Here is a 2,779-nt window from a genome sequence, read left to right on the forward strand (position 1 = left end):
AAGGCCTGGCTCGGTGGGCGCGAAGCGCCCCTGTTCGACATGCCGCTGTCGGTTGGCGGAAGGTTCTCGTTCTGGTCGGCGGCGTCACTGGCCTGGATGATCTCGCTGGGTCCGGATGTGTTCCGGGACATCCTGGCGGGCGCGGCGGAGATGGATGCGCATGCGCGCGATGCGCCGCTGGAGGCGAACGTGGCGATGCGCCTCGCGCTGCTGGACTACTGGAATGCGAGCGTGCGCGGGGCGCCGATGCGGGTCGTGCTGGCCTATGCCAACCGGTTGCGGATGCTGCCGACCTACCTGCAGCAGCTCGAAATGGAATCGAACGGCAAGTCCGTGGGGCCCACCGGCAGGGCCGTGCAACCGCCAACGGCGCCTGCGGTTTGGGGCGGTGAAGGCTCGGTGGGGCAGCATTCGTATCACCAGTGGCTGCATCAGGGTTCGCATTCGGTGCCGTGCGAATTCATCCTGGCGGCGGACCGGAGCCGGGACGCGGAGGGCCTGGCGGCGCTGACCTCGCACGCGCTGGCACAGGCTGAGGTGCTGGCGAACGGGCGCCGCCTGAGCGAGATTGAAACCGAGGAGCCGGGCCTTGAGGCCGGCGTGGCGGCGCAGAAGGTGCATGCGGGCGGGCGTCCCTCGACGCTGCTGTCGCACGCGGCGTTCGGGCCGGTGGCCTTTGGGGCGCTGGTGGCACTGTACGAACACCGGACCTATTTTGCCGGACATCTCTGGGGCCTCAATCCGTTCGACCAGTGGGGCGTGGAACGCGGCAAGACGATGGCCTCGCGCCTGCGCCCTGCCCTGGCGGCGCCGGACGAGGCGGACGATCCGGTGACGGCGGCGCTGATCCGGATGATCAAGTAAGCGATGCCGGCCACGAAACTGCTCCGTGAACGGACGGTTGGCGAGACCCGGTGGGTCGCGCTGGACGGACGCGGCGCGCCAGCGGCGCTTTATCTTGAGCGCAGCAGCGACATGGCGCGGGCGGTGATCGGCGCGCGGCTGGCGGGGCATGTGCGCAAGGCCGATGCGGCGCTGGGCGGCGCGTTCGTGGATCTCGGGACGCAGGGCGACGCCTTCCTGCGGCTGAAGCCGGAGGCGCGGCTGGCCGAAGGGGCAGCCGTGACTGTGGACGTGGTGGCCGAGGCGCGGCGGGGGAAACTGCCGCGCGTGCGGATGGCGGATGAAGCGGCCGCGACCGCGGGCGTTGAGGCCTGGCGTACCTCGCTGAACGGCGGGACGCAGGCGCCGGTCGAGGACCGGGCGGCGGGAGACGACGACGTGAAGGCGGCATTCGAGGATGCGCTTTCACCTCTTGTCACGCTGCGCGGCGGCGGACGGATGCAGGTAGAGCGGACCGAGGCGCTGGTGGTGGCGGATATCGACACAGCAGGACGCGCGGTGAAAGGCAGCCGGGCCGAGGCGGCGCGAGCGATCAATATTGAGGCGGCCGCCGAGCTGGCCCGGCAGATGCTACTGCGAGGCTGGGGGGGGCTGGCGGTGCTGGACTGCGTGGCACCGGCGGACAAGGCGGCGGGCGGAGAGATCCGCGCGGCGTTCCTGGAGGCGTTCAGGGACATTTCGGCGCGGCAGGTGAAGGCGCTGGCGCCGTCGCCTTTCGGGCTGATGGAGATTTCAGCGGACTGGCAGATTGCGCCGCTGGGCGACCGCGTGCTGGACGCGGGCGGGTTGGCGACGCCGGAGACGCTGGCGCTGGGCGGGCTGCGGCGGCTGGAGGCGGAGGCGCGGGCGAGCCGGATGGGGCGGCTTTGCCTGACCCTGCCGGCGGCGGCGCACAGCTGGCTGGCGGCCAGCGGGCTCGACGCCGAGGGGCAACTTGCGCAAACCTATGGCGGCCGGCTGGTGATTCAGCCCGGCCCGAACCTGATGCCGGAAGTGAAGCCTGCCCCATGAGCAAACCCGTCTCCCCCGAACTGCGCCAGCCGAAATGCGCGCGCTGCCGCAAGCATCCCGTGCTGGCCGACTACCGGCCCTTCTGTTCGAAACGCTGCGCCGATGCCGACCTCGGCAGCTGGCTGAACGGGGCCTATGCGATTGCCGGGCGCCCGGCGGAAGACGCCGACGACGCGCCGGACGGGGCGAAACCGCAGCAGGACGAGGAAGACTGACGCGGCGCTGAAATCGGCATGGACAAGGCTGAATGCCTTCGTTAAGTAGCCGCTTGTCCAAATGGCCCGCCCGGGTAGCTCAGGGGTAGAGCAGCGGATTGAAAATCCGCGTGTCGGTGGTTCGATTCCGCCCCCGGGCACCATTCTGGCTTCCAGCGACGTCCGCGGGCCTCCACCAAATTACATAAAAACAAGGCTTTAGTGAGAGGCGTCCAGCGTCTCTGTCCGCCAACGTCCACATGAAATCGTTGGAAGAAATTTTTTGCTGGCATCGAGACGGCCGGGAACCTCAACGGCCAGAAAATGCCAACACTTTTTGCCGGTGCCGACAAAATGCCCCTGACAGACACCGTAACCTTCAGACAGGTGAAGTCCGTCTGCCAGAGCTGGCTGGGCGCGTTTGGCGGAAAAACAGTCCACCGGACTGTTTTCTGATCCGCCGCACCTTGTCGCGCAACTCACTGGCGGCCTTCATCACGATGAAGGCCGGGCTGGTGATCAGGTCATGCGCCTTCAGAAGCCTGTAAACACTGGCTTCCGAGACGGAGTAACGCTTCTCGTGCGTGAACGTCACCGCCAGCTCCCGGGGCGAGAGTTCCGGCTGGTCGAGGGCCATTTCCAGAACCCGGTCACACACCTGCTCCGGGATG

At 68.2% G+C, this 2,779-nt stretch carries 2 protein-coding genes, 1 tRNA gene and 2 pseudogenes; 4 read left to right on the forward strand and 1 reads right to left on the reverse strand.

Annotated elements, in window-relative coordinates; genetic code table 11:
- From WEA77_RS10260 to WEA77_RS10275, 4 genes and pseudogenes are all read left to right on the forward strand, one after another.
- Positions 1 to 864 (forward strand): annotated as a pseudogene (locus WEA77_RS10260) (glucose-6-phosphate isomerase); the annotation flags it as partial.
- A 3-nt stretch (positions 865 to 867) separates the two neighbouring features.
- Positions 868 to 1,914 (forward strand): ribonuclease E/G, encoded by a 1,047-nt coding sequence (locus tag WEA77_RS10265; protein WP_368067787.1) that lies wholly within the window; start codon positions 868 to 870, stop codon positions 1,912 to 1,914.
- Entirely contained in the window at positions 1,911 to 2,129 is a 219-nt protein-coding gene (locus tag WEA77_RS10270) for a DNA gyrase inhibitor YacG (RefSeq protein ID WP_368067788.1), read from the forward strand. Before WEA77_RS10265 ends, WEA77_RS10270 begins: the two co-directional genes overlap by 4 nt.
- 68 nt (positions 2,130 to 2,197) lie before the next feature.
- Positions 2,198 to 2,272: transfer RNA gene (locus tag WEA77_RS10275), tRNA-Phe, on the forward strand.
- 210 nt (positions 2,273 to 2,482) lie between these two features.
- Here the strand turns inward: WEA77_RS10275 and WEA77_RS10280 are convergent.
- Positions 2,483 to 2,779 (reverse strand): annotated as a pseudogene (locus WEA77_RS10280) (helix-turn-helix domain-containing protein); the annotation flags it as partial.

The organism is Hyphomonas sp., from assembly GCF_040882205.1.
GTDB lineage: Bacteria > Pseudomonadota > Alphaproteobacteria > Caulobacterales > Hyphomonadaceae > Hyphomonas.